Here is a 23,953-nt window from a genome sequence, read left to right on the forward strand (position 1 = left end):
GGCATCTCGCGCGGCGGCGCGCATCAGCCGCCGTGCGTCGCCGCGACCCGCTCGTGAGGAACGGACGCGGCCTGCCCGTTGCGCGCGGCCACGATGAAATCCGCCGCGCGCTCGCCGATCATCACGGTCGGCGCATTCGTGTTGCCGCCGATCAGCGTCGGCATCACCGATGCATCGACGATCCGCAACCCGTCCACCCCTTTCACGCGCAATTGCGGATCGACGACGGCGCGCGCGTCGGTGCCCATCCGGCACGTGCCGACCGGATGGTAGATCGTGTCCGCGTGCGCGACGATCGCGGCGCGCAACTGCGCGTCGGTGTCGCCCGGGTCGGTATACAGCTCGCGGCCGCCCTGCGACGCGAGCGGCGCGGCCGACAGAATCCGGCGCATCGCCTTCGCGCCGCGGATGAGCAGTTCGAGATCGCGTTCGTCGCTGAAGAAGCGCGGATCGATGAGCGGCGCGACGCGCGCATCGCCGCTCGCGAGCGCGACGTTGCCGCGGCTCTTCGGCCGCAGCGCGCACACGTGCAGCGAATAGCCGAAGCCCCAGTGCATGTTGCGGTTGTGGTCGTCGACGAGCGCCGTGCAGAAGTGCAGTTGCAGATCGGGGCGATCGAGGCCGGGGTCGCTCTTGATGAAACCGCCCGCCTCGGCGACGTTGCTCGTCATCATCCCTTCGCGCTTCGACAGGTAGCTGAACAGCGCGGGCGTCATCTTCGCGGCGCCGCGCACGCAAATGCCGACGAGCTCGGACGAATTCACGCGCTTGTTGATGATGAAATCGATGTGATCGATCAGGTTCTCGCCGACGTCGGGCGCATCGTGCACGAGCGCGACGCCGTGACGGCGCAACTGAGCGGCGGGCCCCACGCCCGAGCACATCAGCAGTTGCGGCGTATTGAACGCGCCTGCGGACAGAATGACTTCCGCGCGCGCGCCGAGCGTCTCGACGCGCCCGCCGCGCGCGAGCTCGACGCCCGTGGCGCGCTTGCCGTCGAACACGACGCGCAGCACCGTCGCATCGACGATCACGTGCAGGTTCGGCCGCGTGCGGCCGTACACATAGGCGCGCGCGACGCTGCAGCGCGCGCCGTCGCGATGCGTGACCTGATAGAAGCCGACGCCTTCCTGATTCTCGCCGTTGAAGTCGTCGTTGAGCGGATAGCCCGCTTCGTGCGCGGCCGCGATGAATCGTTCGGAGAACGGATTATGGAAGCGCAGGTCGGACACCGTGAGCGGGCCGTCCGCGCCGTGCCATTCGTTCGCGCCGCGCTCGTTGCCTTCGGCGCGGCGGAAGTACGGCAGCACGTCGCGCCATCCCCAGCCGGTGCAGCCGAGCCGCTCCCATTCGTCGTAATCGTGCGGATGGCCGCGCGTGTAGATCATCGCGTTGATCGCGCTCGAGCCGCCGAGCCCGCGGCCGCGAGGCTGATAGCCGCGGCGTCCGCCCAGGCCCGGCTGCGGCACCGTTTCGTAGCCGTAGTTCGTGCCGAGCCTGAACGGCACGAGCGCCGCGATTCCCACCGGCATGTTGACGAGCAGATTGCGTTCGGTGTGACCGCCTGCTTCGATCAGCGCGATCGTCGCGTCCGGGCACGCGTCGGCCAGGCGACCCGCGAGGCTCGCGCCGCCCGACCCTGCCCCGACAATAATGTAGTCGTACTGCATGTCACGTCTCCCTGTTTTGTCATCCACGCACCGGCGACTGGAATCGCAATCGAGACCGCCGGATGAGGCCTGTCATGTTCGCGCATTTTAGGAACGCAAAACGAGCCGGGACATCCCGACTCAAGAGCGATTCCTCTAAACGTCGGCGTGAACTAAATTTAAGATGACCGGATTCGCCTCGCGCGGAGGACGCGGTCAACAGAAGCCGGGCCCCGCGAAATGGGAGACAAAGGCATGCAGCAAAACCTGATGACGGCGACGCACCGGGTGACGAACCAGGCGCCGCCGCTTTCCGATTACAACGCGTTTGAAACGGATGCCGCGCTCGTCGATGCCGTTCGACGATACGACGCGAGCTGGCATCAAACGGCGCTATCACGCGACGGCGCCGCGCTGACGACGCCCGATGCGCTCGCGCTCGCCGAGCTCGCGAATCGGCATGCGCCCGAGCTCGCGACGCACAGCCCGCGCGGCGAGCGGATCGACGCGCTCGAATTCCATCCGAGCTGGCACCAGTTGCTCGCGCTGCTGCGCGGCGAAGGGCTGCACGCGCTGCCGTTCTCGGAGCCGCAACCGGGCGCGATGGCCGCGCGCTGCGCCGGCTATTTCCTGCATGCGCAACTCGAATCCGGCTCGCTCTGCCCGCTCACGATGACGTTCGCGAGCATTCCGGTGCTGCAACACGAACCGGCCCTTTTTGCGACGCTACGCGAGAAGCTGTATGCGCGCGAGCACGACGCGCGCGACGTGCCGCTGCCGCAAAAGCGCTCGATGATGGTCGGCATGGGCATGACCGAAAAGCAGGGCGGCTCCGACGTGCGCAGCAACGAGACGCACGCGTACCCGCTCGGCGCGGCAGGGCGCGGGCAGGCGTATCGGCTCGTCGGTCACAAATGGTTCTTCTCCGCGCCGCAATGCGACGCGCATCTCGTGCTCGCGCGCACGTCCGGGCGCGCGGGCATCTCGTGCTTCTACGTGCCGCGCTTTTCGCCCGACGGCGGCAAGAACGCGGTGCACGTGCAGCGCCTGAAGGACAAGCTCGGCAACCGCTCGAACGCGAGCGGCGAAGTCGAATTCCTGAACGCGTACGGCGTGATGATCGGCGACGAAGGGCGTGGCGTGCCAACGATCATCGAGATGGCGAACCACACGCGGCTCGATTGCGTGATCGGCAGCGCCGCGCTGATGCGCGCGGCGCTCGTGCAGGCGATCCATCACGCGCGGCATCGCAGCGCATTCGGCCGCCTGCTCGCCGAGCAGCCGCTGATGCGCAACGTGCTCGCCGATCTGGCGCTCGAATCGGAAGCGGCGACCGCGCTCTTCATGCGGCTCGCGCACGCGTTCGAAGAAGACGCGGCCGCGCGCTCGCCGCAGGCGCGCGGCTGGCGGCGCATCGTCACGCCGGCCGCGAAGTTCTGGGTCTGCAAGCGCACGCTCGAATTCACGGGCGAAGCGATGGAAGTATGGGGCGGCAACGGCTACGTCGAGACCGGGCCGATGGCGCGCTTCTATCGCGAGGCCCCGGTCAATTCGATCTGGGAAGGTTCGGGCAACGTGATGTGCCTCGACGTGCTGCGCGCGATCGAGCGCGAGCCCGACGCGGCCGCCGCGCTCTTCGACGAATGGCGCGACGCGGCGCGGTACAGCGCGCCGCTTGCCGACGCGCTCGCGGAATTGACGCGCCTGCTGTCGCTCGAACCCGAGCCGCGCGAAGCGTGCGCGCGCCGGATCGCACAACGCATCGCACTCGTCGCGCAGGCCTCGCTGCTGCTGCGCGACGGGCCCGCCGCCGTCGCGCAGGCATTCGTCGCCACGCGCTTCGGCAACGCCAGCAGCGAAACCGGACGCGTCTTCGGCACGCTGCCGGCCACCATCGATCACGCCGCGCTCATCGAGCGGGCGTTCCCGGCCTGAATGCCGGCCACACCCGTATCGCACAGGAGACGCCATGAAGAACGATCTGCCCGGCTTGGCCACGCTCGACGCGCTGTTGCGCGACCAGCGCGCCGCGTATCTGCGCGCGCCGTATCCGTCGTGGGCGACGCGCGCCGACCATCTGCGCGCGCTGCGCAAGATGCTGCTCGACCATCGCGACGCGCTCGCGGCCGCGATCCATGCGGACTTCGGCCATCGCGCGAAGGAAGAAGTGCTGATGTCCGAGATCTGGCTCGCGAAAGAGGAAATCGACGAAGCGCTCAAGCACGGCAAGCGCTGGATCAAGCCGAAGAGCCGGACGATGAACAAGTGGCTGCGCCCCGCGCGCGCGAAGGTGATGCCGCAGCCGCTCGGCGTCGTCGGCATCGTCGTGCCGTGGAACTACCCGGTGCTGCTCGCCGCGGGCCCGCTCATCTGCGCGCTCGCCGCCGGCAATCGCGCGATCGTCAAGATGTCCGAACTGACGCCGCGCACGTCGCAACTGTTCGAGGAACTGATCGCGAAGACCTTCGCGCGCGATCACGTCGCGGTCGTCAACGGCGATGCCGAAATCGGCGCCGCGTTCAGCAGGCTGCCGTTCGATCACCTGCTCTTCACCGGTTCGACGAACGTCGGCCGTCACGTGATGCGCGCGGCCGCCGAGAACCTCACGCCCGTCACGCTCGAGCTGGGCGGCAAGTCGCCCGTGATCGTCGGGCCGCGCGCGCGCTTCGACGCGGCGGTCGACGCGATCGTCACCGGCAAGACGCTGAACGCGGGCCAGACCTGCATCGCGCCCGACTATGTGCTCGTGCCGCGCGGCCGGGAAGCCGAATTCGTCGCGCGGGCGCGCGAGCGGATGGCGAAACTCTATCCGAATCTGCCGACGAACCCGGACTACACGTCGATCATCTCCGAGCGCCACTTCGCGCGGCTGCAGCGGCTCGCGAGCGAAGCGCAGGCGGGCGGCGCGCAGCTCCACCCGCTCACCGACGCCGCGCCCGATCCCGCGCTGCGCCGCCTGCCGCCCGTGCTCGTCACGCAGGCGCCGGAAGCGTCGCAGTTGATGCAGGAAGAGATCTTCGGCCCGCTGCTGCCGATCGTCCCTTACGACACGCTCGACGATGCGATCGCCTACGTGAACGCGCGCCCGCGGCCGCTCGCGCTGTATCTGTTCGACGAAGACCGTTCGAGCGTCGAGCGCGTGATGCGCAATACGATCTCGGGCGGCGTGACGGTCAACGACACGCTGATGCACATCGCATGCGGCACGCTGCCGTTCGGCGGCGTCGGCGCGAGCGGGATGGGCGCGTACCACGGCTACGACGGCTTCGTCACGTTCTCGAAGATGAAGCCCGTGCTCACGCAGCCGCGCCTGAACACGCGCGCGATGATCGCGCCGCCGTACGGCAAGCGCTTCGCGGCCATCCTCAAGCTGATGCTGAAGTTCTGACGCGCGCTATCCGGTGCATGACGCACGAAGGGCCGCTCGCGCGCGGCCCTTTCCTGCGGGATTCGCGTGCGCGAGCTCCGCTCAACCGCCCGCGCTCGACGCCGCGCGCGCATGCTCGGGCGCGGCGTTCGACGGTGCGCGGGGCTGCGCGTCGGGCAGCAGCGTCCACACGACAATTGCGCCGACGATATCGAACGCGGCCAGCGCGACGAACAGTGGATCGTAGCCGACGACGGCGACGAGCGCGCCGACCGCGAGCGAGAAGAGCGTCGCGCCGAGATAGCCGGACATCCCCGCGAGCCCCGTCGCCGTCGCCACTTCGTGCCGGCCGAACACGTCTGACGCGAGCGTGTAGAGCGCGCCCGACAGCGTCTGATGCGCGAAGCCGCCGATGCAGAAGAGCGCGATCGCGGTGTACGGGCTCGTCGCGAGCCCGATGCACGCCGGCCCGATCATGCACAGCGCGCCCGTGGCCATCACCATCTTGCGCGACGCGATCAGCGTCGTGCCGAAACGCTTCCGGTACCACGGCGCGAGATAGCCGCCGAACAGGCAGCCAAGGTCCGCCGCGAGGAACGGCAGCCACGCGAACATCGCGATCTCCTTCAGGTTCATGTGGCGCACGGTCGCCATATACAGAGGAATCCAGAAGTTGAACGTCTGCCACGCGGGCTCGGACAAGAAGCGCGGAATCGCGAGCCCCCAGAAGCGCCGGCTCCTGACGATCGCGCTCCACGACGGCTTCGCCGCATCCGTGCGCGGCGCTTCCTGCCCGGCGACGATGTAGTCGCGCTCGGCGGCGCGAAGGCGCGGCTGCTGCGCGGGCGATCGATAGAACGCGAACCACAGCGCGCTCCACACGAGCCCGATCGCGCCGACGACGACGAACGCGATGCGCCAACTGCCGTGCAGCATGCACCAGACGACGAGCGGCGGCGCGATCAGCGCGCCGAGCGACGAGCCGATATTGAACCATCCGGTCGCGATCGAGCGCTCGTGCGCGGGAAACCACTCGGACGTCGCCTTCAGCGCCGACGGAAATCCGGCCGCCTCGGTGATGCCGAGCAGGCCGCGAAACGCGGCGAGCGCGATCCAGTTGCCGGCCGTGCCGTGCAGCATGCAGACGAGCGACCACGCCAGCGCGAAGAGGGCGAAGCCCACCCTCGTGCCGAGCAGATCGAGCGCGTAGCCCGCGATCGGCTGCATCACCATGTATGCCGCCTGGAACGACGCGACGATGTAGCCGTATTGCTGCGTCGAGATGGCCAACAGCTTGTTGACTTCGGGCGCCGCCGTCGCGAGCGCGTTGCGCGCGAGATAGTTGACGATGAGGCCCAGCGTCACGAGCCCGATCATCCACCAGCGCACGTTGCCGATCCGTTTTCCGCTCATGGTGTCTCCGTCCTTTGTCGTATGTCGTTGTACGTCGTCGTATGTCTTCACATGCTCGCGCGAGCCGCGCGCCGCGGCTCGCGCGCACCGAATCAGAGTCGCAGCGCGGGCTCCGGCAGGCCGCGCGCGTGCGGATCGAGCGCGAACGTCGCGCCCGACAGCGGATCGTCTCCGGTGCGAATCGACGTGACGAACAGCGTGTCGCGCCGCGCGCCGCCGAACGCGCACATCGAAGGCTTCGCGATGGGCACCGCGATGCTGCGATCGAGCCGCCCGTCCGGCGTGAAGCGATGCACGCATCCCGCGTCGACGCCGCAGATCCAGTAGCAGCCGTCCTCGTCGATGGCCGCGCCGTCGGGCCGGCCCGCGTGCGCGTTCATGTCGACAAACACGCGCCGCCCGTGCGGATGCCCGGCGTCGACGTCGTAGTCGAACGCCCAGACGATCCGCCGCGCCGGGTGCGAGTCCGACAGGTACATCGTGCGGCCGTCCGGACTGAACGCGAGGCCGTTCGGCACGATCAGCGCGTCGCATTCGGCAGCGAGCGCGCGTTCGCTCGCATCGAGCCGATAAAGCCTGCCGGACGCGCGCGCGAGCGACGTGTCGCACGTCATCGTGCCCGCCCAGAAGCGTCCCTGCCGATCGCAGCGGCCGTCGTTGAAACGCATGCCGTCGGCCGCGTGCGCGACGCGCGCGAGCAACGCGGGCTCGGGCAGCGGCACGTCCGGCGCCGGCCGCGGCACGCGGTAGACGCCGGTCTGCATCGCGAGCGCGATCCCGCCGCCCGCGATCAGCGCGATCGAGCCCGCCATCTCCGGCAGCGGCCACGCGTGCGCGCGATTCGTTTCGGATTCCCAACGCCACAGCGCGCGGCCCGTGATGTCGGTCCAGTAGAGCGCCGCCTCGCCGTCGTGCCACACAGGGCTTTCGCCGACGCCGCAGCGCATGTCGCCGATCCGTTCGATCGACGCAGATGCAAAGGCCGATGCCGATGCGCGCACGAGCGTCAGCCTCCGAACGGTCCGGCGGCGACGAACGCACCGCCCTGATAGCGGCGCACCGGATCGTCGTCGGCAAGCGGCGGCTGCGTGCGCTCGATCGATTCGCGCCACGGCTCGCTCGATTGCGTCGGCCGGTAGCCGAGATGCGCGGCGTGCGCGTTGTCCCACCACGCATCGCGGTTCGCCGACATCCCGTAGACGATCGTGCAGCCGACGCGCGGCACGAACATCGCGCGGCGCACGAGTTGCTCGAGGTCGTCGTAGCCGAGCCACGTGACGAGCATCCGCCGATCCTTCGGCTCGGAGAACGACGAGCCGATCCGGATGCACACGCTCTCGATTCCGTAGCGATCCTGATAGAACCGCGCGAGCTGCTCGCCGAACGCCTTGCTCAAGCCGTAGTAGCCGTCGGGCCGCGGCGGCGCGGCCGTGTCGATGCGCTCGCCCTGCTCGTAGAAGCCCGTCACGTGATTCGAGCTCGCGAACACGATGCGGCGCACGCCGTGCCGGCGCGCGGCTTCGTACACGTGATACGTGCCCGCGATGTTCGCGGGCAGCACGGTGTCGAACGGATGCTCGACCGACACGCCGCCGAAATGCACGATCACGTCGACGTCGCGCACGAGCGCGTCGACAGCCGCCGCGTCGGCGAGGTCGCAGCGCACGCACTCTTCGCCGGCGCGCGCGTCGCCGAGCGGTGCGACGTCGGAGACGCGCACGACATCCGCGTAGCGGCGCAGCCGCTCGCGCAGCACGCGGCCGAGATTGCCGGCCGCGCCCGTGAGCAGGATGCGGCCGCAGTGGGTAACGACGCCGTCGAGCGGGTCGTCGCCCGCCGCGCTCGCATCTTGGTTCGAATGCAGGAGGTCGGTCATAATCAGGTCACCGGTGCGGGATTGAACAGGACGAGCGCGTTGTGCAGCCCGAGCTTGTCGGCGCACACCTGGCGGCGGCCGCTCGCGACGTCGAGAATCAAATGGAACAGCTCCCAGCCCACGTCGGCGATGCTCGCCTCGCCGGTCGCGATGCGCCCCGCATCGAGATCGATCAGATCGTGCCAGCGCTCGCTCAATGCCTTGCGCGTCGCCACCTTGACGACGGGCGCCATCGCGAGGCCGTATGGCGTGCCGCGCCCCGTCGTGAACACTTGCAGGTTGATGCCCGACGCGAGCTGCAGCGTGCCGCACACGAAATCGCTCGCGGGCGTCGCCGCGAAGACGAGCCCCTTGCGGCGCATCTTCTCGCCGGGGCCGAGCACGTCGACGATCGGGCTCGTGCCCGACTTCACGATCGAGCCGAGCGCCTTCTCGACGACGTTCGACAACCCGCCCGTCTTGTTGCCCGGCGACGGATTCGCGCTGCGATCGGTCTCGCCGCGCAACAGGTAAGCGTCGTACCACGCCATCTCGCGCAACAGCGCGCGGCCAACGTCCTCGTCGATCGCGCGCGGCGTCAGCAGATGAATCGCGTCGCGCACTTCGGTCACTTCGGAAAACATCACGGTGCCGCCCGCGCGCACGATCAGGTCGGCCGCGAAGCCGACCGCAGGGTTCGCGGTGACGCCCGAAAACGCATCGCTGCCGCCGCATTGCACGCCGACGACGAGATCGGACGCCGGGCACGGCTCACGACGGCGACGATTCAAATGTTCGAGGCGTGTGTCCGCCATCCGCATGATCGCGTCGACCATCGCGCCGAAGCCGTCGAACGCTTCGTCCTGCAGACGAAGCACGGGCGAATCGGCGGTGCCCGCCACCTCGATCGGAATGCGGCCGCCGGGCGCGAGCGAGGCCGGCACGAGGCGCTCCGGCACGAGCTTCTCGCAGCCGAGGCCGATCACCATCACCTCGCCGCCGAAGTTCGGATTGAGCGCGAGGTTCTGCAACGTGCGGATCGGCACGATCGCCGCCGGCGCGTTGATCGCGACGCCGCAGCCGTACGAGTGATTCAGCGCGACGACGTCGTCGACGTTCGGATAGCGCGGCAGCAGCTCGCGCTTGATGCGCGCGACCACGTAGTCGGTCACGCCTGCGACGCACTGCACGCTCGTCATGATGCCGAGCACGTTCTTCGTGCCGACCGTGCCGTCCGCGTTCCGATAGCCGTCGAACGTGTAGCCGTCGAGCTTCGGCAGCCTGGGGTCGGCGCGCGTCGCGAGCGGCAGCTCGTCGAGCGCGGGCGCGAGCGGCAGCTTCACCGCGTGCTCGTTGACCCAGGCGCCGCGCGGCAGCGGCTTCGCCGCGTAGCCGATCACCTCGCCGTAGCGGATCACCGCGTCACCCTCGGCGAGATCGGCGAGCGCGACCTTGTGCCCCTGCGGCACGCCTTCGACGAGCACGGTGCCGTCGGCAAGCGTCGCGCCGGCCGGCAGCCCGCGCGCGTTGACGACGATCGCGACGTTGTCGCTGTCGTGCACGCGAATCGTCAGCGCGCGCTCCGCTCGCGTGCGCGTGTCGTCGGTCAATGTGGATTCCTGCATCGAATGCTCCATGAAGGGTCTGCTTCGTTCAGCGCACGAGGCAAGGGCGCTTGTTGTCGAACGTCCAGTTCGGCACGAGGTACTGCATCGCGGCTGCGTCGTCGCGGCTGCCGAGGCCGTGCTTCAGATACAGCTCGTGCGCGGCGGCCAGCGCGTCCTCGTCGATCTCGACGCCGAGCCCGCCGCGTTGCGGCACCGCGACGTGGCCGTCCTCGATGCGCAGCGGCTCGCGCGTCAGGCGCTGGCCGTCCTGCCAGATCCAGTGCGTGTCGATCGCGGTGATGTTGCCGGGCGCGGCCGCCGCGACATGCGTGAACATCGCGAGCGAAATGTCGAAGTGATTGTTCGAATGCGAGCCCCACGTGAGCCCCCATTCGTCGCACAGTTGCGCGACGCGCACCGAGCCGCGCATCGTCCAGAAATGCGGATCGGCAAGCGGAATGTCGACCGAGCCGAGCCTGATCGCGTGGCCGAGCTGGCGCCAGTCGGTCGCGATCATGTTGGTCGCCGTCGGCACGCCCGTCGCGCGGCGGAACTCGGCCATGATTTCGCGGCCCGAGTAGCCGTTCTCCGCGCCGCACGGATCTTCCGCGTATGCGAGCACGCCGCCCTTGTCGCGGCAGAGGCGAATCGCCTCCCGCAGCGGCCACGCGCCGTTCGGATCGAGCGTGATCCGTGCATTCGGAAAGCGCTTCGCGAGCGCAGTCACGGCGGCGATTTCATCGTCGCCCGACAGCACGCCGCCCTTCAGCTTGAAGTCCTGAAACCCGTAGCGCGCGTGTGCGGCCTCGGCAAGGCGCACGATCGCATCGGGCGTGAGCGCCGCTTCGTTGCGCAGGCGAAACCACGCGTCGCCGGCGTCGGTCTCGCTGCGGTAGTCGAGATCGGTACGCTTGCGATCGCCGACGTAGAACAGATAGCCGAGCATCGGCACGCGGCCGCGCTGCTGGCCTTCGCCGAGCAGCGCGGCGACGGGCACGCCGAGATGCTGGCCGAGCAAGTCGAGCAGCGCCGCTTCGAGTGCCGTCACCGCGTGAATCGCGATGCGCAGGTCGAACGTCTGCAAGCCGCGGCCGCCCGCGTCGCAATCGGCAAAGCGCGCGCGCACCGTATTGAGCACGTCCTGCCAACGGCCGAGCGGCTGGCCGACGATGAGCGCGCGCGCCTCCTCGAGCGTGCGCCGAATGCCTTCGCCGCCCGGCACTTCGCCGACGCCGGTATTGCCCGCGCTGTCGCGGATCAGCACGACATTGCGCGTGAAGAAAGGTCCGTGCGCGCCGCTCAGGTTCAACAGCATGCTGTCGCGCCCGGCGACGGGCACGACGCGCAGGTCGGACACGACAGGCGTCGCCGCGGGGCTCAATTCGGTTCGAATCACGAGTGTCTCCATCGAAGCGTTCATGCGCCGCGCGCGGCTGCGCGCGCGGCGGTGCCGAAGCTCGGCCGTTTCGGGTCGTAGGTCCAGCCCGGCATCAGGCATCGCATTGCCCGCGCATCGTCGCGTGCGCCCGGGCCGAGCGTTTCGTACAGCGCATGAGCCTGCATCACGCGGTCCATGTCGAGCTCGATGCCGAGCCCGGGCCCCTCCGGCACCGCAACGTGCCCGCGCGCGATTGCAAGCGGCTCGCGCGTCAGCCGCTCGTCGGCTTCCTGCCAGATCCAGTGCGTGTCGATCGCGGTGATGCGGCCGGGCGCGGCGGCTGCGACGTGCGTGAACATCGCGAGCGAAATGTCGAAGTGATTGTTCGAATGCGAGCCCCACGTGAGCCCCCATTCGTCGCACAGTTGCGCGACGCGCACCGAACCCTGCATCGTCCAGAAATGCGGATCGGCGAGCGGAATGTCGACCGCCTGCAACGCCGCTGCGTGGCCGAGCTGACGCCAGTCGGTCGCGATCATGTTGGTCGCCGTCGGCACGCCCGTCGCGCGCTTGAATTCGGCCATGATCTCGCGGCCCGAATAGCCGGCCTCCGGCCCGCACGGATCTTCCGCATACGCGAGCAGATCACGCCGGCCCCGGCACAGCGCGATCGCTTCGTCGAGCGACCATGCGCCGTTCGGATCGAGCGTCACGCGCGCGCGCGGAAAGCGCGCCTTGATCGCCGCGACCGCTTCCATCTCGTCCTCGCCGTCCATCACGCCGCCCTTCAGCTTGAAATCGGCGAAGCCGTAGCGATCGGCGGCGGCTTCGGCTAGACGCACGATGGCGGCCGGCGTCAGCGCCGCCTCGCGGCGCGCGCGCAGCCATGCGTCGCCGCCGTCCGCGCCCGCAGGATACGGCAGATCGGTGTCGCGGCGCTCGCCGACGTAGAACAGGTACGCGAGCATCGGCGCCGCGTTGCGCTGCCGGCCCGCACCGAGCAGATCGGCCACCGGCGCGCCGACGAACTGGCCGAGCAGATCGAGAAGCGCCGCTTCGACCGCGGTCACGACGTTGTCCATCCGCAGGTTGATCTCGTGCGGCTGCCGCAGCACCTCGGCCTCCGACGCCGAGCTCACCTGATGGACGGTGGCCTGATGCGCGGCGGGGCCGTCGCCCGCGAGCGAGCGGCGAATCCCGGCGAGCACGCCGTTCATGCGGCCAATCGACTGCCCGACGACGAGCGGCGCCGCACGCTCGAGCGCGCGGCGAATGCCTTCGCCGCCCGGCACTTCGCCGGCGCCCATATGCCCGGCATCGTCGTTCAGGATCACGATGTTTCGCGTGAAGAACGGCGCGTGCGCGCCGCACAGATTCAGCAGCATGCTGTCGCGGCCCGCGACGGGAATCACCCGCATCCGCGTGACGAGCGGCGTCTGCGCGTGCGCTTGTGCGATAGCGTCGATCGTATTCTGCGTCATGTTCGGCATGCCTCGCTTCACGATGCCGGCTTCAGTTCGACGCGCCTGATCTCGCCCACCACGAACAGATAGCAGACGCACGCGACGAGCGCATGAAGCCCCACGTAGACGAGCGCGCCGTTGAACGAGCCTGTCCTGTTGACGATGTAGCCGATCGCGATCGGCGTCGTGATGCTCGACAGGTTGCCGAACGTGTTCATCAATGCGCCGGACAGGCCCGCGATCTGCTTCGGCGCGGTGTCCGAATTGACCGCCCAGCCGAGCGCGCCCATGCCCTTGCCGAAGAACGCGAGCGCCATCACCGCGACGACGATGCCCTGCGTGTCGACATAATTGCAGATCACCATGCTGATCGACAGCAGCATGCCGAGCACGATCGGCACCTTGCGCGCGACCGACAGCGACGCGCCGCGGCGCAGCAGCGCATCGGAGACGATTCCGCCGAGAATGCCGCCGAGGAAGCCGCACACGGCCGGCACCGACGCGACGAAGCCCGCCTTCAGGATCGACATCCCGCGCGCCTGCACGAGGTACACCGGGAACCACGTGATGAAGAAGTACGTGAGCGCGTTGATGCAGTACTGCGCGACGTAGATGCCCATCATCATCCGGTTCTTCAGCAACTGCCTGATGTAGCCGAGATCGGGGCCTTCCGCCTTCGCGACGCCCGCGCGATCCATGTTGACGAGGCCGCCGCCGTTCTCGATGTATTCGATCTCCGCTCGGGTCATGCGCGGGTGATCCTTCGGATCGCGTACGAAGAGCCGCCACGCGCACGCCGCCGCGATGCCGATCACACCCATCACGACAAACACGTAGTGCCAGCCGAAGCGATGCACGAGCCACGCCATCAGCGGCGCGAAGATCACTGTCGCCGCGTACTGCGCGGAGTTGAAGATCGCGGAGGCGGTGCCGCGCTCGTTCGCCGGGAACCATGCGGCCACGATCCGGCTGTTCGCCGGAAACGAAGGCGCCTCCGCGACGCCGACGAGAAAGCGCAGCGCGAACACGGCCACGATCGCGGCGATGCCGGTGAAGAAGCCGATCGCGCCTTGCGCGAGCGTGAAGATCGACCACGTCAGGATGCTCGCCGCATAAACGCGCCGGGAACCGAAACGATCGAGGAGCCAGCCGCCCGGAATCTGCGCGATCACATACGCCCAGCCGAATGCGGAAAAGATGTAGCCGAGCGATACCGCGTCGATGCCGAGATCCTTCTGCATCGCCGAGCCGGCGATCGAGATCGTCGCGCGGTCCGCGTAGTTGATCGTCGTCACGACGAACAGCATCGCGAGAATCATGAAGCGCACGCGGCTCACGCGCTCGACGCGCGGCGTGCTGCGCGCACCCACGGCGGGGGCTTTGATGTCCATTGTCTCCTCCTTCCGCCGGCGTCCATTATGCGCCGGTCGTTTCAGCGCCGGGCCTGCCGCGGCCCGGCTTCGCGCGAATATCGCGATCAGGCCCAGGTTCCGTCGACGAGGCGGCGCAGCCGCAGCGGATTGTCGTCCTGCAGCGCGGGCGGCAGCAGCGCGGCGGGCAGGTCCTGATAGCAGACGGGCCGCAGGAAGCGCTCGATCGCCGCGGTGCCGACCGACGTTGCGCGTGCATCCGTCGTCGCGGGCCACGGGCCGCCGTGCACCATCGCATGACAGACTTCGACGCCCGTCGGCCAGCCGTTCGCGACGATGCGGCCCGCCTTGCGCTCGAGCACGGGCAACAGCGCGCGAGCGAGCGACGCGTCACCGTCGTCGAGATGCAAGGTCGCGGTCAACTGGCCGTCGAGCCGCTCGGCGATCGCGCACAGCTCGGCCGCGTCGCGGCAGCGCACGAGAAGCGCCGTCGCGCCGAAGATCTCGTCGTGCAGCGCGGGCTGCGCGATGAAGTGCCGCGCATCCGTCTCGAACAAGCCGGCGCGTCCGCGATTCGGCAGGTCGCTCGCATCGCCGCGCGCGACGCACCGCACGCCGGCCGTAGCCGCGAGGCGCTCGACGCCGCGCACGTACGCCGAGTGAATGCCGGGCGTGAGCATCGGCTGCGCGGCGCTCGTGGCGAGCGCATCGGCGGCGGCGTGCACGAACGCATCGACGCCCGGCCCGTCGATCGCGAGCAGCAGGCCCGGATTCGTGCAGAACTGCCCGGCGCCGAGCGTGAGCGACGCGACGAATTGCCGGCCGAGCGCGCCGCCGCGCTGCGCGAGCGCGTCGGGCAGCAGGAACACGGGATTGATCGCGCTCAGCTCGCCATACATCGGAATCGGCTGCGCGCGCGATTGCGCGATGCGCAGCAGCGCCTCGCCGCCCGCGCGCGAGCCGGTGAAGCCGACCGCCCGGATGCGCGGATCGGCGACGAGCGCGAGCGCGACGTCGTTGTCCGCCTGCACGAGCGAGAACACGCCCGCCGGCAGCGCGCATCGCGCAAGCGCGGCGGCGAGCGCGCGGCCGACGAGCTCGGAGGTGCCTGGATGCGCGGGATGCGCCTTCACGACGACCGGGCAGCCGGCCGCGAGCGCGGATGCGGTATCGCCGCCCGCGACCGAGAACGCGAGCGGAAAATTGCTCGCGCCGAACACCGCGACGGGGCCGAGCGCGATGCGCCGCATCCGCAGATCGGCGCGCGGCAGCGGCTCGCGCGCGGGCAGCGCGGAATCGATGCGCGCGCCGACCGCGTCGCCCGCGCGCACGACCGAAGCGAACAGACGCAATTGACCGCAGGTGCGCGCGCGCTCGCCTTCGAGACGCGCGCGCGGCAACGCGGTTTCGGCGATCGCGCGTTCGATCAGCGCATCGCCGAGCGCCTCGATCTCCGTCGCGATCGCTTCGAGAAACGCGGCGCGCGCGTCGGGTTCGGTGTCGCGATACGCGTCGAACGCGGCGGCGGCCAGCTCGCAGGCACGCGCGACGTCCGCAGGCGTCGCGAGCGCGAACGGCGGCTCGAGCGTCGCGCCTGTCGCCGGATCGATCGCGCGCACGGCGCGCTCGCCGGGCGCGACGCGTTCGCCGCCCAGCATCAGCTCGCCGCTCACAGGCATGCTTGCACCTCGGCCACCTCGGCGACGTCGGCGATCCGCGCGACGAGCACCGACAGCTCGGCCAGCTCCGCGCCCGTCAGATCGACAAGCGGCGCGCGCACGGGGCCCGCGCCGCGGCCGACCACCTTCATCCCGGCCTTCACGATCGACACCGCATAGCCGCGCTTGCGATTGCGCAGCGCGATGTACGGCAGAACGAACTGATCGAGCATCGCGTACACCTTCGCATGATCCTGCGCGCGCACGGCCGCGTAGAAATCGAGCGCGAAGCGCGGCACGAAGTTGAAGATCGCCGACGAGTACGTCGTCACGCCGAGCGTCAGGTACGGCAGCGCGAACGTCTCCGCGGTCGGCAGGCCGCCGATGTATGTGAAGCGCTCGCCGAGCCGCGTGTAGATGCGCGTCATCAGCTCGATGTCGCCGACGCCGTCCTTGAAGCCGACGAGGTTCGGGCAGCGCTCGGCGAGGCGCGCGAGCGCGTTTTCGTCGAGCACCTGGTTCGCGCGGTTGTAGACGATCACGCCGAGGCGCGTCGCGCGGCAGACCTGCTCGACGTGCGCGGCGACGCCGTCCGCCGCCGCCTCCGTCAGATACGGCGGGAACAGCAGGATGCCGTCGGCGCCCGCCGCCTCGGCGGCCTTGCAATAGTCGATCGCCATCGCGGTGCCGTAGCCCGCCGGCGCGATCACGGGCAGCCGGCCGCCGGTTTCGGCGACTGCCGCGCGCACGACGCGGTCGACTTCGGCGGGCGTGAGCGAGAAGAACTCGCCCGTGCCGCCCGCGGCGAAGAGGCCCGCGGCGTCGTGGCTGAAGAGCCAGCCGAGGTTCGCGCGGTAGGCGGCCTCGTCGAACGACAGATCGGGCTTGAAATGCGTGACCGGAAAGGACAGCAGGCCAGAGCCGATCTGGCGGGCGAATTCGGTGGGCGTATAGCGTGACATGAGCGTTCGTGCCGGTGCGGCGTGACAAGGGGTAAGCGAAGTAGTGAGCGGATTCTTGCACCATGAACGATTCAAGTCCAAGATAACCGATAACTCAATCAATACACGTTTTGAATCAATGTTCGAACTCAGCCAGCTTCGCTGCTTCGTCGCCGTCGCGGAGGAATTGCACTTCGGGCGCGCGGCCGAGCGCCTGCACATGACGCAGCCGCCGCTGTCCCGGCAGGTGCGCCTGCTCGAGCACCAGATCGGCACCGAGCTGCTCGAGCGCACGAGCCGCTCGGTGAAGCTGACGGCGGCCGGCCGCGGCTTCCTGCCCGATGCGGCCCGCATTCTGCGGCTCGCCGACGAAGCGGCGGCCACCGCGCGCCGCGTCGCGACGGGCGCGGCCGGCACGCTCGCGATCGGCTTCACCGCGTCGGTGGGCTATGGCCTGTTGCCGTCGCTCGTGAGCGCGGTGCGCGCGGCGTCGCCGGACGTGCGCCTCACGCTGAAGGAGATGGTGAGCGGCGCGCAGCTCGAAGCGCTCGACGCTCGGCTGATCGACGTCGGGCTGCTGCGCCCGCCCGTCGAGCACGGCGAGCTCGCGTCGGCGCCGTGCGTGCGCGAAGCGCTCGTGCTCGCGCTGCCGCAGGCGAGCGCCGGCGCGTGGCCGAAGCATCCGACGCTGCGAGATTGCGAAGGCAAGCCGCTCCTGATGTATTCGCCTTACGAGGCGCGCTATTTTCACCAACTGGTGAGCGGGCTGCTCGAGCGCGCCGACGTGCTGCCCGACATCGTCGAATACGTGAGCCAGATCCATTCGATGCTGGCGCTCGTGCGCGCGGGCATCGGGGCCGCACTGATTCCGGCGGCGGCATCGATGCTGCACTTCGAAGGGGTCGTCTACCGGCCGGTGCGCACGACGCCGGCGAAGCCCGTCGAGCTGACGCTCGCGTATCGCAAGGACAACGACAATCCGGTGTTCGGCGCGCTGAAGGATGTGCTGCGCAAGTCGCTCGCCGGAGGGCGATGAAGGAACGCATGCCGGCGCAGCCGAGCGTCGAGCGGTGGAGAGGGAAGCGACATCACACCGGCCACAGCGGCCCTTCCTGCATCGCGCCGATCTGCTCGCGCAATTCGAGCACGCGCGCTTCCCAATAGCGATGCGTGTTGAACCACGGAAACGCGGCCGGAAACGCGGGATCGCCCCAGCGGCGCGCGAGCCACGCCGCGTAATGGATGAGCCGCAGCGTGCGCAGCGCCTCGATCAGATGCAGCTCGCGCGGATCGAATTCGCAGAAGTCCTCGTAGCCCGCGAGCAGATCGGCGAGCGCGCGCGACGCGCCCGGCCGGTCGCCGGGCAGAAGCAGCCACAGGTCCTGCACGGCGGGCGCCATCCGGCTGTCGTCGAAGTCGACGAAGTGCGGGCCCGCGTCGGTCCACAGCACGTTGCTCGGATGGCAGTCGCCGTGCGCGCGCAGCATCCGCACGTCGCCCGCGCGCTCGTACGCGTGCTCGACGCCTTCCAGCGCGAGCGCGACCGCCGCTTCGTAGGCAGGCCGAACGTCGTCCGGCACAAAGTCGTGCGACAGCAGGAAATCGCGCGGCTCATAGCCGAACGTATGAATGTCGAGCGTCGGCCGCGCGGCGTACGGCTTCGTCGCGCCGACTGCGTGAATGCGTCCGATGAAGCGGCCGAGCCATTCGAGCGTGTCGCGCCGGTCGAGCTCCGGCGCACGGCCGCCGCGCCGCTCGAAGATCGCGAAGCGAAAGCCCTCGAACTCGTGCAGCGTGCGGCCGTCGAACGCGAGCGCCGGCACGGCCGGAATCTCGCGCGCGGCCAGCTCGGCGACGAACGCATGCTCTTCGAGGATCGCGTCGTTCGGCCAGCGATGCGGACGATAGAACTTCGCGACGATCGACGCACCGTCCTCGATGCCCGCCTGATAGACGCGGTTCTCGTAGCTGTTGAGCGCGAGCAGGCGCCCGTCGGTGCGCGAACCGGCGGGAATCAGCACGCTGTCGAGCGCATCGAGCACGCGCTCCGGCGTGAGGCCTGCAAAAGGCAAGCCGGCGCTTGCGCCGGCTGCGTTGGATTCGGAAGTGGCGTCGTTCATGCCCCGCATTGTGCCGCGCGCGGGGCCGAAAGACGAGCGCTCAGTGCAGCGCCGCGCCCGCGGGGAGCACGGATTCGCCGGTGTCGATCAGGTCCTCGAGAAAGAACGGCTCGGTGTTGAGCTCCTTGGATTCGCCCGGCACGCCCGCGTACCAGGTCACCATCGCCATGTCCCCCAGAATGCGCTGGACGATGCCGCGCGCGCCCTTCGGCACGGCGATGTGGGTGGTGCAGACAATCGAACCGACATGCATGATGTTTCCCCGCTTTCAAAGCCGGCCGCGTGCTGCCCGGCCGGAAATACCCGAATTGCGCATCCATGAGGCGACGAATCGCGCGTATTCCATGGTTCATCGCTCATGGAATCGCGAAAGCGCGAGTTGACGACAAACGCGCCGCCAATTCGCGGGATGCATCGATTCCGCCGCCGCGACGCGCCGCTTTCGAGGCAGCGCGTCGCTCCATCATACCCCGACGCGCGCAGCCGCCATCCGACGATTCATTCGGAAGTGCGGTCAAAAGCCAACGCATCGTCCGACGAAACGACGCCGAACGGGCAACCGGCGTATCGTTGAGGTTTGCCTCGCATGGAGAATCCAGCGTGACTGTATCATCCGGGGCGCCGGGGCCCGCCGCCGGCGCCCGCCCAAGCTCGACGCATGCCGCGCGAGGCGCGTCGTCCGTTTCACCCGCCCCATATCTCGAACGCGGCTCGCGCAGCTACTGGCACGCGAGCGTCGCGCTGCTGTTCGCCGGTTACGCGACATTCTCGCTGCTCTACTACGTGCAGCCCCTGTTGCCCGAGTTCTCGAAAGCATTCGGCGTGAGCCCCGCGCAGAGCAGTCTCGCGTTGTCGTTCTCGACCGCCGCGCTCGCCGCCGCCGTGTTCGTCGCGGGCTTCGTCTCCGAAGCATTGAGCCGCCACCGGCTGATGACGGCGTCGCTCACCGCGTCGTCGCTGCTCACGCTCGCCGCCGCGTTCGCGCCGCACTGGCATCAACTGCTGATCCTGCGCGCGCTGACGGGGCTCGCGCTCGGCGGCGTGCCCGCCGTCGCGATGGCGTATCTCGCCGAGGAAGTGCATCCGGACGGCCTCGGGCTCGCGATGGGGCTCTATGTCGGCGGCACCGCGATCGGCGGAATGGCGGGGCGCGTGATCACGGGCATTCTCACCGACCTGTTCTCGTGGCGCATCGCGGTCGGCGCGATCGGCGTGCTCGGCCTCGCATCGATGCTCGCGTTCCGCATGCTGCTGCCGCCGTCGCGGCACTTCACGCCGCGCCGCGGCCTGAGCCTCGCGCATCACCGCATGTCGCTCGTCCATCATCTCGGCAAGCGGCGCGAGCTGCCCGTGCTGTTCGCGATGGCGTTCGTGCTGATGGGCAGCTTCGTCACGCTCTACAACTACATCGGCTATCGGCTGCTCGCGCCGCCGTATTCGATGGGACAGGCGACGATCAGCGCGATCTTCGTCGTCTATCTGGTGGGCGTCGTCGCGTCGCCCTTGTCGGGACGGCTCGCCGATACGCTCGGCCGCGGCCGCGTGCTGATCGCGAGCCTCGCGGTGATGCTCGCTGGCGTCGCGCTGACGCTGCTGCATCCCGTCGCCGCGATCACCGCGGGCATCGCGTGCGTGACGTTCGGTTTCTTCGCGGGCCACGCGGTCGCGAGCGGCTGGGTCGGCCGGCTCGCGCAGCACGGCAAGGGCCAGGCGGCCGCGCTCTATCTGCTCGCGTACTACATCGGCTCGAGCGTCGTCGGCTCGCTCGGCGGACGCTTCTGGAGCACGCTCGGCTGGCCCGGCGTCGCGGCGCTCGTCGGCGCGCTGCTCGCGCTCGGCGTCGTCGCGGCCGCATGGCTGCGCGCGCGCGAGCGCGCCGGCGCCGCGTGATCGCCTGTCGCGTTCACGGCCGTGGCGGTTGCCAGATCGCGCGTCGATGCGTTACCTTTGGCGTTCCTGCATTTTCCTTCACACCTTCGCACGTTTTGCGATGAAACCCTCGTTGCCCGCCCGCGCCCTGTCGAAGCCGTCCATCGCACGGCTGCCGCGCGCGTGCGCGCATCGTCCGCCTGCCGCGCCGCCGCCCGTCGGCGCGCCGCCTCCTCCGGCGCTGCTCGGCTAAACGCCGCGCAAGCTCTCACGCTCTCCGTTCGCCGCTGATCGAACCGTTCCGTGCGCTTCGCGCACAGCGCGTTCGCGTGCGCGCGCGACCGGAGCGTTCCGATTCGATCGACAGGTGGATTTCAAATGGCTTCAGTCAGACCCGCGCTCGCCGCGCATGGGGCAACGTCGCTTTTCGTGCTGCTATGGAGCAGCGGAGCGATCTTCGCCGAACTCGGCCTGCGGCATGCGTCCGCATTCGCTTTCCTGATCGCGCGCTTCGCGCTCGCATCGCTCGTGCTGCTCGTGCTGTCGCTCGCGCGGCGCCGCTGGCTGCCGCCGCGCGGCGCGCGCCGCGCGACGGTCGCGACCGGCCTGCTGCTCACGGGCGGCTATTCGATCCTGTATCTGCTCGCGCTCGAGCGCGGGCTCGCGCCCGGCATCCTCGCGACGATACTCGGCGTGCAGCCGATCCTCACGCTCGTCGTGCTCGAACGCCGCGCATCGGGCGCGCGGCTTGCCGGCCTCGCGCTTGCGCTGACCGGCCTGGGCCTCGTCGTCTATCGCAGCATCGCGGGCGGCGACGCGCCGGTATCGGGCGCCGCGTGCGCGCTCGGCGCCTTGCTCTCGATCACGGCGGGCGCGCTGCTGCAAAAGCGCGTGCGCGCCGCGCCGATCGACGTGCTGCCGCTGCAGAACGCGCTCGGCCTCGGGCTATGCGCGCTGATCGCGCCGTTCGAGCCGATCGCGTTCGAAGCGAGCTGGTCGTTCGCGCTGCCGCTCGCGTGGCTCGGCATCGTGATCTCGGTGTTCGCGCAGTTGCTGTTCTACCGGCTGATGCAGCGGGGCGATCTCGTCAACGTGACGAGCCTCTTCTATCTCGTGCCGGTCGTGACCGCGCTGATGGATGCCGCGTGGCTGGGCAACCGTCTCGCGCCGCTCGAGATCGCCGGCATGATCGCGATCCTCGCCGGCCTCGCGCTCGTGTTCCGGCGCGCCGTGCGCGATTGACGGCGACGTCGGCGACGCGGTAACGGCGCGCCCGCACTGCAACATGCGGGCGCGCCGTTCATTGCATCGCAACGCCGACAAGCGATTGGAAAGACGAAATGAAAGCATTTCGTCGGATTGTTCGCGCCAAACCGCGCGATCTGCGTGTTTTCGTCGCGCTGCGAAGCTTCGGATAACCAAAAAACGCCGGCCGTTATCTATACTCGAAACAACCGGCCGCCCCGCACGCGACCGGGCGGATAAAAAAGGAGACACGCATGTCGACCTATTTCACGATCGCCGACTTCATCCTGCTGATCCCGATGGCGCTTGCCGGCGCGCTGTTCCTCGGCGCGGTGCCGTGCGCGACCGAGTTCCGCCACAACGTGCTGCGCGTGCTCGGCGCGATGCTCGGCATGGCGGTCGGCGTACTGCTGGTCGAAGGGCTGCCCGCGCTGATCTAGCTGCCGCGCCCGCGCCCCGTGCATCCGCCTGCGCCGCCTTCGGCGCGCCGAGAGCGGGCAGCAGGCGTATCGTCAGAATCGCTATCGATCATATCGCCTGATCGGTGGACGGTTTTTCCCACAGATTGATCCCGCCTTCCGTCGCATGGCGGTCGATCTCGGCGATCTCGTCGTCGCCGAACGCGAGATTGGCGAGCGCCGCGACGTTCTCGCGCACCTGCTCCGCGCGGCTCGCGCCGATCAACGCGGACGTGACGCGCGAATCGCGCAGCACCCACGCGAGCGCCATCTGCGCGAGGCTCTGGCCGCGCCGCTGCGCGATCTCGTTCAGCTTGCGCACGTGCTCGAGGTTCTCCGCGCTCAGGTGCTCCCCCTTCAGCGATCCGCCGCCCGGCTTGTTGATCCGCGCATCGGCCGGCACGCCGTTCAGATACTTCGACGTGAGGAGCCCCTGCGCGAGCGGCGTGAACGCGATGCAGCCGGCGCCAGTCTCGTCGAGCGCGTCGAGCAGTTCGCGCTCGACCCAGCGATTGAGCATGTTGTACGCGGGCTGGTGAATCAGGAGCGGCACCTTGTATTCGGCGAGCAGCTTCGCGATCTCGCGCGTCTTCGCCGCCGAATACGACGAGACCCCGACATAGAGCGCCTTGCCCTGCTGCACGGCGGTCGCGAGCGCGCTCGCGGTTTCCTCGAGCGGCGTGTGCGCGTCGAAGCGGTGCGAGTAGAAGATGTCGACGTAATCGAGCCCCATGCGCTGCAGGCTCTGGTCGAGGCTCGCGAGCACGTACTTGCGCGAGCCGCCGCCGCTGCCGTACGGGCCGGGCCACATGTCCCAGCCGGCCTTCGTCGAGATCAGCAGCTCGTCGCGGTACGGCCTGAAATCCTCGCGCAGCAGCCGGCCGAAGTTCGTTTCGGCGCTGCCGTACGGCGGCCCGTAGTTGTTCGCGAGATCGAAGTGCGTGATGCCGAGATCGAATGCGGTGCGCAGGATCTCGCGCTGCGTCGAGATCGGCGTCGTGTCGCCGAAGTTGTGCCACAAGCCGAGCGAAAGCGCCGGCAGTTTGAGCCCGGATTTGCCGCTTACGCGATACTGCATGTCCGCATAGCGTTCGGAAGCTGCTTCGTAGGCCATCTGAATTCCCGTCGAGACGTTGAACGAGGCCGGATGCGATCCGGCCGGACGTACCCCAGCGGGCCATGTTAGCCAACCGTCGCGAATCGTGCAGCAACGCCGCGCCGCGATGGACGCCGAGGCGGCGCTCCCCTACACTGCGGCGTCTTCATCATCCGTTTCAGCGAGGATCTTCATGACTCGAGCGATTTCCGTTGCGCTCATCGTCGGCGGCGTCGTGCTGCTGTATTTCGGCGGCCAGTCGTTTCATTCGATCAACGACGGCGTCGCACGCTTTTTCACCGGTTCGCCTTCGACGAAGACGATCACGCTGATCGCGGGCGGCGTCGTCGCGACGCTCGTCGGGCTGATCGGCCTGTCGATGCCGAGCGGCAAGCGCTGACGCGCGCGTTCCGGCTCGATCCCGAAACGAAACGGGCGGCCCGCATGTAGCCGCCCGTTTCGGC

Annotated in this window: 20 protein-coding genes; 7 read left to right on the forward strand and 13 right to left on the reverse strand. The window is 69.1% G+C overall.

The window, feature by feature from the left end:
• Nucleotides 1–23: 23 nt before the first annotated feature.
• Nucleotides 24–1,670, reverse strand: coding sequence for a GMC family oxidoreductase N-terminal domain-containing protein (locus tag WT16_RS07695; RefSeq protein ID WP_063533008.1), 1,647 nt, complete (start codon nucleotides 1,668–1,670; stop codon nucleotides 24–26).
• A gap of 234 nt (nucleotides 1,671–1,904) precedes the next feature.
• Here WT16_RS07695 and WT16_RS07700 point away from each other — a divergent pair, with 234 nt between their 5' ends.
• Both WT16_RS07700 and WT16_RS07705 read left to right on the forward strand, forming a co-directional pair.
• On the forward strand, nucleotides 1,905–3,584 hold the full coding sequence (locus WT16_RS07700) for an isovaleryl-CoA dehydrogenase (protein ID WP_063533075.1): 1,680 nt from the start codon (nucleotides 1,905–1,907) through the stop codon (nucleotides 3,582–3,584).
• A 34-nt stretch (nucleotides 3,585–3,618) separates the two neighbouring features.
• Nucleotides 3,619–5,037 (forward strand): coniferyl aldehyde dehydrogenase, encoded by a 1,419-nt coding sequence (locus WT16_RS07705; RefSeq protein WP_059930630.1) that lies wholly within the window; start codon nucleotides 3,619–3,621, stop codon nucleotides 5,035–5,037.
• An 81-nt stretch (nucleotides 5,038–5,118) separates the two neighbouring features.
• On the opposite strand, the gene WT16_RS07710 is transcribed toward WT16_RS07705, so the two are convergent.
• The 9 genes from WT16_RS07710 to kdgD form a co-directional block, all read right to left on the reverse strand.
• The gene (locus tag WT16_RS07710) at nucleotides 5,119–6,429 is read right to left on the reverse strand and encodes an MFS transporter (RefSeq protein ID WP_006024159.1); all 1,311 of its coding nucleotides are present in this window, start codon (nucleotides 6,427–6,429) and stop codon (nucleotides 5,119–5,121) included.
• A 92-nt stretch (nucleotides 6,430–6,521) separates the two neighbouring features.
• A complete protein-coding gene (locus WT16_RS07715; RefSeq protein ID WP_063533076.1) occupies nucleotides 6,522–7,376 on the reverse strand; it encodes an SMP-30/gluconolactonase/LRE family protein in 855 nt (284 codons plus the stop codon).
• Between the two features lie 59 nt (nucleotides 7,377–7,435).
• On the reverse strand, nucleotides 7,436–8,305 hold the full coding sequence (locus WT16_RS07720; RefSeq protein WP_063533009.1) for an NAD(P)-dependent oxidoreductase: 870 nt from the start codon (nucleotides 8,303–8,305) through the stop codon (nucleotides 7,436–7,438).
• Between the two features lie 2 nt (nucleotides 8,306–8,307).
• On the reverse strand, nucleotides 8,308–9,909 hold the full coding sequence (garD, locus tag WT16_RS07725; protein WP_015600196.1) for a galactarate dehydratase: 1,602 nt from the start codon (nucleotides 9,907–9,909) through the stop codon (nucleotides 8,308–8,310).
• A 28-nt stretch (nucleotides 9,910–9,937) separates the two neighbouring features.
• Nucleotides 9,938–11,299 carry a glucarate dehydratase gene (gene gudD, locus WT16_RS07730; RefSeq protein ID WP_197486458.1) on the reverse strand — a complete coding sequence of 454 codons (1,362 nt, stop codon included), beginning with the start codon at nucleotides 11,297–11,299 and terminating at the stop codon, nucleotides 9,938–9,940.
• Between the two features lie 8 nt (nucleotides 11,300–11,307).
• Nucleotides 11,308–12,750, reverse strand: coding sequence for an enolase C-terminal domain-like protein (locus WT16_RS07735; protein WP_063533077.1), 1,443 nt, complete (start codon nucleotides 12,748–12,750; stop codon nucleotides 11,308–11,310).
• A 17-nt stretch (nucleotides 12,751–12,767) separates the two neighbouring features.
• Nucleotides 12,768–14,123 (reverse strand): MFS transporter, encoded by a 1,356-nt coding sequence (locus WT16_RS07740; protein ID WP_009910985.1) that lies wholly within the window; start codon nucleotides 14,121–14,123, stop codon nucleotides 12,768–12,770.
• 86 nt (nucleotides 14,124–14,209) lie between these two features.
• Entirely contained in the window at nucleotides 14,210–15,781 is a 1,572-nt protein-coding gene (locus tag WT16_RS07745) for an aldehyde dehydrogenase (NADP(+)) (RefSeq protein WP_063533011.1), read from the reverse strand.
• Nucleotides 15,772–16,722 carry a 5-dehydro-4-deoxyglucarate dehydratase gene (kdgD, locus tag WT16_RS07750; RefSeq protein ID WP_006024152.1) on the reverse strand — a complete coding sequence of 317 codons (951 nt, stop codon included), beginning with the start codon at nucleotides 16,720–16,722 and terminating at the stop codon, nucleotides 15,772–15,774. The genes WT16_RS07745 and kdgD overlap by 10 nt, the downstream gene beginning before the upstream one ends.
• 118 nt (nucleotides 16,723–16,840) lie before the next feature.
• Here kdgD and WT16_RS07755 point away from each other — a divergent pair, with 118 nt between their 5' ends.
• Entirely contained in the window at nucleotides 16,841–17,737 is an 897-nt protein-coding gene (locus WT16_RS07755) for a LysR substrate-binding domain-containing protein (protein WP_009910981.1), read from the forward strand.
• Between the two features lie 52 nt (nucleotides 17,738–17,789).
• Here the strand turns inward: WT16_RS07755 and WT16_RS07760 are convergent, their stop codons facing one another.
• Together WT16_RS07760 and WT16_RS07765 are read right to left on the reverse strand one after the other, a co-directional pair.
• Entirely contained in the window at nucleotides 17,790–18,821 is a 1,032-nt protein-coding gene (locus WT16_RS07760; protein WP_063533078.1) for a serine/threonine protein kinase, read from the reverse strand.
• Nucleotides 18,822–18,861: 40 nt separating this feature from the next.
• Nucleotides 18,862–19,074, reverse strand: coding sequence for a hypothetical protein (locus tag WT16_RS07765; protein ID WP_004198969.1), 213 nt, complete (start codon nucleotides 19,072–19,074; stop codon nucleotides 18,862–18,864).
• A 347-nt stretch (nucleotides 19,075–19,421) separates the two neighbouring features.
• Here WT16_RS07765 and WT16_RS07775 point away from each other — a divergent pair, with 347 nt between their 5' ends.
• The 3 genes from WT16_RS07775 to WT16_RS07790 all read left to right on the forward strand — a co-directional run bounded on the left by WT16_RS07775 (nucleotide 19,422) and on the right by WT16_RS07790 (nucleotide 22,375).
• Nucleotides 19,422–20,711, forward strand: coding sequence for an MFS transporter (locus WT16_RS07775; protein ID WP_063533012.1), 1,290 nt, complete (start codon nucleotides 19,422–19,424; stop codon nucleotides 20,709–20,711).
• Between the two features lie 357 nt (nucleotides 20,712–21,068).
• The gene (locus tag WT16_RS07785) at nucleotides 21,069–21,932 is read left to right on the forward strand and encodes a DMT family transporter (protein WP_015600616.1); all 864 of its coding nucleotides are present in this window, start codon (nucleotides 21,069–21,071) and stop codon (nucleotides 21,930–21,932) included.
• A 257-nt stretch (nucleotides 21,933–22,189) separates the two neighbouring features.
• A complete protein-coding gene (locus tag WT16_RS07790) occupies nucleotides 22,190–22,375 on the forward strand; it encodes a hypothetical protein (RefSeq protein WP_006024145.1) in 186 nt (61 codons plus the stop codon).
• Nucleotides 22,376–22,463: 88 nt separating this feature from the next.
• Here the strand turns inward: WT16_RS07790 and mgrA are convergent, their stop codons facing one another.
• Nucleotides 22,464–23,507: an L-glyceraldehyde 3-phosphate reductase gene (gene mgrA / locus WT16_RS07795; RefSeq protein ID WP_063533013.1), complete on the reverse strand. Its 1,044-nt coding sequence runs from the start codon at nucleotides 23,505–23,507 to the stop codon at nucleotides 22,464–22,466.
• 175 nt (nucleotides 23,508–23,682) lie between these two features.
• Here mgrA and WT16_RS07800 point away from each other — a divergent pair, with 175 nt between their 5' ends.
• Nucleotides 23,683–23,889, forward strand: coding sequence for a DUF3185 family protein (locus WT16_RS07800; protein WP_015601268.1), 207 nt, complete (start codon nucleotides 23,683–23,685; stop codon nucleotides 23,887–23,889).
• Nucleotides 23,890–23,953: the final 64 nt, after the last annotated feature.

The organism is Burkholderia sp. MSMB1589WGS (assembly GCF_001636105.1).
In the GTDB taxonomy this organism is placed as follows: domain Bacteria; phylum Pseudomonadota; class Gammaproteobacteria; order Burkholderiales; family Burkholderiaceae; genus Burkholderia; species Burkholderia humptydooensis.